Raw genomic sequence first — 4,641 nt, 5'->3', positions numbered from 1 at the left:
TGGCAACTTATAGGATACCATAAAACCATATGGAAGGGTTATTTTTTTATTGATAACTTACAACTCACAAGTATTAATAATAATTTCTTTCTTATCTCCATTTTCAACAATATTTTTATAACTACCAGCACCTTGTTTCCAATAATCATCATACCTTTGAGCTTCTTCTGGGGACATTATATCCTTAAAGCTCTTTTGTCTAAACTTTACCCCTGTTTTCGTCTGTCCCCCAGTTCCACTTGATGACGCTCCACCACCACTTCCTGCATTCCCTCCCCCGGTTCCAGACGAACTATTCTGGTCTTTCAGCTTTTGGACTGACTGGTTATTGCCCAACGACTGCTTACTGTCCCCTCCCGGCACACGGTTCATGTTCACTGCCCCGTACTCCATATAGACATTATTCCCAAGCATCAATATCATGCCGCATTCTTCATATCTGTCCGTATTGTTCTCAAACACCTTATCCAGCAGGAGGTTATACCCTCCGTTCTTTGCACGGATATCGTTTTCGAGATATAACGCCGTTGCCCCGGTAAACAATACTACCCCTGCACACAGTAAAAGCCCATTTGCTATCCCATGCCCAATTCCAGACATCAGGTCTGTGTTATCCACCACTTCAAGCTTCCCCGGCTCATCCTCTATTACCGGATACTTGCATAAAGTTTTTTATTCTGCTTAAATGGGCTACTTTCTACTTGGTAACTCTCTATATTGTTCTTGGCTTTGAAAACAGTTTATGGAGGATTTCAAATTATCTCCTAAAGGTTTCCAACTTTCTCCTTGTAAAAGATTATCAATATCTGATTTTCCCTTAACACAACATTGAATATTCTCTAAAACTAATTCTTTGTTTAACAGAAATTTCTCTTCTTGACTAACAGGTTCCTCAATTAGTATATAATTCTCATAATCTACTACTTCTAATGATGCAATATTTTTCTCCTCATAAAAAAAGAATATATAAGAAATATCATCTTCATTATCAATATTATAATTGTATTCTTGAATATAATCCCAAAATCTAACATCTATTATATAAATTTCATATGCATGGATTTCCATTGTCTCATCTGGCTTATTCAATTCGTTAATTTTACAATATAGTGGCATTTTATAACAAATAATATCATAAGATATTTGGGAGTAAATAATAATTTTGTTACACTCTGTCTTACACCACTCCATAAAATACTGCCATTGAATTGTAGCAAATTTCCCCGACTCTGTATATTGTCCAATGTATAATACACTAACCATTTTCTCTCCTCCAAATAATATTATAGTCTTTATACTCATCTAATTCTATAAATAAAAATTATTAACAAATCATTTCTTGTTTTTAGTTGGCAACAAATCTCCCGGAGCAAACGTACCTCCTTGTGCCGGCGTATCAGGATCAAGATTAGGAAGTCTAAAATAAGGCGGTTTTGTTTTTCCCGGCTTAGGAGTCTCAGCCAACTTCAAAACATGATAATGATTTCCATCATAATGATTACCATCTTGATGTTTCGGATGATATTCAACCTTGTATGTTTTTCCTCCAGCTTGTACAATGTAGTTTATTTTTCCATCTGGTTTTACTTCCTTGGTTAACCCTGCATAATTTTCAGGGAATAAATCATTAGGATTCTCTGGAAATTTACTTCTTCCATCTTTCTTACCATTCTGGCCAAACATTACTCCCGATTTTGCCTGTCCCCCAGTTCCACTTGATGACGCTCCACCACCACTTCCTACATTCCCTCCGCTGGTTCCAGACGAACTATTCTGGTCTTTCAGCTTTTGGACTGACCTCCCTGTAAGCCCTGCGGCAATCCCCACTGCTGCTACTGCCAGGCCTCCCAGCAAAGCTGTAACCGCCACCCCCAATACTAGCTGAAACGCTGCCGGATGTTCTACCGCCTTCTCTGTCAGGCCATCCATTATATCATTATAAGTGTCTACGGCAGTTGTTTTTATAGAAGTAAACTTCCCAAACATGTCTATTTCGCTTCCGTCCATACTTAAAACTGTGCATCTTCCACCAGGCTATGCAAGAACATATGTTTTTTTATTTATAACCGGCATACCAGCTTGGATGCATCAAATGATATTCAATTTTGTATATTTTTCCAAATAGTTTTCAAATTATTGTGTTAAGCTTTACATTTAAAAATACAAAAAAAAGGAATCATTTACATTTAAAAAATACAAAGGATTCCTTATTGCTCCATACTTCATAAGTTCATAATTTTTCCTTAAACAACAAAATATCTTTGGGATTAGACCATTTTAAAGTATCAAATAATTTGATGCTAATTTCTTCTTTATCAAAAATCCTGTGACGCTCCTTTATCTTTTCATCTTCACGAATCAATAAGATATAAAATTCACTTAATTTGTAAAAACTAATTAAGAATAAAAACAATTCATTTTTCCATAACTCTTTGTTATCACTATTTATTGCATATTCCAATTCAAAAAGTACATCACTTCTTAAATTTAACAAAACAATTTCATTTGAAATCTTTTTTCCTACTATTTCTTCAAAATATTTTACATCTTCTATCTGCTCGAAAATTATATTAGAATTTGTTATATACTGTGGCGGAGAACACGAATAAGCACTGTCGCCCCACTCCATCAATTTCTCGTTTAGTTTCACTGCTTCGATTTCCTTCTTCGGAATTGCTATATCTAAAACATAATCCATATTCTCTCTCCTTTAAGGTTCAGATATCTCAAGGCCTCTTATAATCCATCCACCTTTATCTGGATTATATATAGGGAAGATTACTATCGTATCAAAAACAAGGATATTCCGCAGAATCTAAACCTACTCCGAAAATTCTCCATCAGCCTACTGAAGCAATATAATGCTAGGACTTCATCAAAAAGAGCAATGTCTAAAACAATACTGGACTGCTACATGAATCATCTCAGATTTGTGAGGTTTTGGAAAATTGATTTCCGTGATTTCCTGTTTACCTTCCGATCTGTGCCAGCTTGCCATGACTCCAGCTTGTTCGACGATCCCTCCAATTACTGCTCGAATCTTATAGCTTACTTTTCAATTTTAAGCTCATTCTCCATTTCTCCATCAATTTCTATAATATCTCCATCGAAAACTTTTATATTTAGCTGATTACCTCTAATTAGTACCTCAAAATTTCCTTCATATATTGTTCTAATATTTTCTAATAACTCCATAAAAGAATTATGAGAAATTACTATTTTATGTTCGTCTAAAATCCTTTCTTGAAAATTATAGAGTTCTTCCATTTCACCAATTAAATCTCCTTTATCTACCGGAATAAATTCCAAATTTGAAATACTCCAACTTAACTTCAATTCTGATAATTTTTGTACCTGGATAAACAATTCTTTCATAAACATAGAATTATTATTACAATCTTCATACAATATTTTCCTCATTTCTATAATCCACCTTTCTGCGAAAGGCACCAATGCGTCATGAAACATGTTAGTGAACTTTCGCTTTTCTAACTTATCTTTCTTCTGATATTATCTTCTTATGAGACTGACACACTACAGAACACGTGGAGGTGAGTGGCGGGGCTGTATAGCGGCAACCTCGTATTTCTATATGTTGTCGGTCATCCGTTAAAGCATCAATGATTGGCGCATAACTGTAGCCCGTAAACTTATCTCTTCCAAAGTCGACTCGATTTTTGCCGGATGATCAGTCACTGTCAGTTTTATAACTGCTCACCATCAGGAGATTGTTTTATTGTCTTTTAAAATCCAAAATTAATTGTTATGGGTTAGATATCCACAAAACGTGGATCTTTGCCTGCATTGGTATCACTGATTCCAACAATCGTACGACGTTTAAACAAGCTCTCCTTTCTTCCTTTACCAAGGAGTTACAAGAATTGTGTGATTGGCTTTTTAAATATAACTGTATAGATGTTTGTATGGAATCTACTGACAAATATTTAAAGCTACCTTAAATGATTGTTTATTTTTTATACCCTTTTGTTCTTGGATAGCCTCTATTTCTTTGTTTCAAACTTTATCTCCTAAGGGTGTATTTGTATCAGTTCGATGATTTATTTTCATTCCATATCTATTTTGTGCATTATAAATTCTTTCGTGCCAATGAAGAATCGTATGATAATGTGGACTACTTATATCACTATATCCATGATCTGTATAATCTACCCATCCTGCTTCTCTTCCATAATCATCATACATCTTTATTTGCTTAACATTACCAAACTCATCATATTTTGGCAAATACTTTATTCCTGGCATCACTTGGTTAGGAAGTTTTTTGTTATAAAACTCATCTGATAAAAATGATTCTGACTCTGTACTCACTTCACCATTCTTCCCAAACTGAACCCCTGCTCTTGTCTGCCCACTACCTCCATTAGATAATGTTCCGTTTCCAAAACCATCACCTACATTCCCTCCCCTAATTCCAGACGAACTATTTTGGGCTTTCAATTTTTGAACGGACTGGTTATTGCCCAACGACTGCTTACTGTCCCCTCCCGGCATACGGTTCATGTTCATTGCCCCGTACTCCATATAGACATTATTCCCAAGCATCAATATCATGCCGCATTCTTCATACCTGTCCGTATTGTTGTCAAACACCTTATCCAGCAGGAGGTTATACCCTCCGTT

General features: G+C 35.4%; 6 protein-coding genes and 1 pseudogene. 1 reads left to right on the top strand and 6 read right to left on the bottom strand.

Annotated features, from left to right (window positions below; genetic code table 11):
• Positions 1–57: 57 nt before the first annotated feature.
• The 5 genes from D7Y06_RS24000 to D7Y06_RS23980 all read right to left on the bottom strand — a co-directional run bounded on the left by D7Y06_RS24000 (position 58) and on the right by D7Y06_RS23980 (position 3,420).
• Positions 58–618, bottom strand: coding sequence for a hypothetical protein (locus tag D7Y06_RS24000; RefSeq protein ID WP_147415773.1), 561 nt, complete (start codon positions 616–618; stop codon positions 58–60).
• A gap of 72 nt (positions 619–690) precedes the next feature.
• Positions 691–1,263 (bottom strand): hypothetical protein, encoded by a 573-nt coding sequence (locus tag D7Y06_RS23995; protein WP_120410018.1) that lies wholly within the window; start codon positions 1,261–1,263, stop codon positions 691–693.
• A 69-nt stretch (positions 1,264–1,332) separates the two neighbouring features.
• Positions 1,333–2,007 carry a hypothetical protein gene (locus D7Y06_RS23990; RefSeq protein WP_120410017.1) on the bottom strand — a complete coding sequence of 225 codons (675 nt, stop codon included), beginning with the start codon at positions 2,005–2,007 and terminating at the stop codon, positions 1,333–1,335.
• 223 nt (positions 2,008–2,230) lie between these two features.
• Positions 2,231–2,698 carry a hypothetical protein gene (locus D7Y06_RS23985; protein ID WP_120410016.1) on the bottom strand — a complete coding sequence of 156 codons (468 nt, stop codon included), beginning with the start codon at positions 2,696–2,698 and terminating at the stop codon, positions 2,231–2,233.
• Positions 2,699–3,048: 350 nt separating this feature from the next.
• Complete coding sequence (locus D7Y06_RS23980; RefSeq protein WP_120410015.1) at positions 3,049–3,420, bottom strand: hypothetical protein; 372 nt, start codon at positions 3,418–3,420, stop codon at positions 3,049–3,051.
• 316 nt (positions 3,421–3,736) lie between these two features.
• Here D7Y06_RS23980 and D7Y06_RS28715 point away from each other — a divergent pair.
• Positions 3,737–3,944: pseudogene (locus tag D7Y06_RS28715) on the top strand (IS110 family transposase); the annotation flags it as partial.
• 70 nt (positions 3,945–4,014) lie between these two features.
• Here the strand turns inward: D7Y06_RS28715 and D7Y06_RS26695 are convergent.
• The coding region (locus tag D7Y06_RS26695) for a hypothetical protein (RefSeq protein WP_207667358.1) at positions 4,015–4,641 on the bottom strand (627 nt) is incomplete at its 5' end.

It is taken from the genome of Roseburia sp. 1XD42-69 (assembly GCF_003612565.1).
Lineage (GTDB): Bacteria > Bacillota > Clostridia > Lachnospirales > Lachnospiraceae > Roseburia_B.
The sequence above is the reverse complement of the archived record's forward strand: the minus strand, read 5'-3'. Positions and strand labels throughout refer to the sequence as shown.

Excerpts from the sequence above, each read along its gene's own strand:
- D7Y06_RS23990 (WP_120410017.1), bottom strand. The coding sequence starts at position 2,007 with ATGGACGGAAGCGAAATAGACATGTTTGGGAAGTTTACTTCTATAAAA.
- D7Y06_RS23985 (WP_120410016.1), bottom strand. The coding sequence starts at position 2,698 with ATGGATTATGTTTTAGATATAGCAATTCCGAAGAAGGAAATCGAAGCA.
- D7Y06_RS23995 (WP_120410018.1), bottom strand. The coding sequence starts at position 1,263 with ATGGTTAGTGTATTATACATTGGACAATATACAGAGTCGGGGAAATTT.
- D7Y06_RS23980 (WP_120410015.1), bottom strand. The coding sequence starts at position 3,420 with ATGAGGAAAATATTGTATGAAGATTGTAATAATAATTCTATGTTTATG.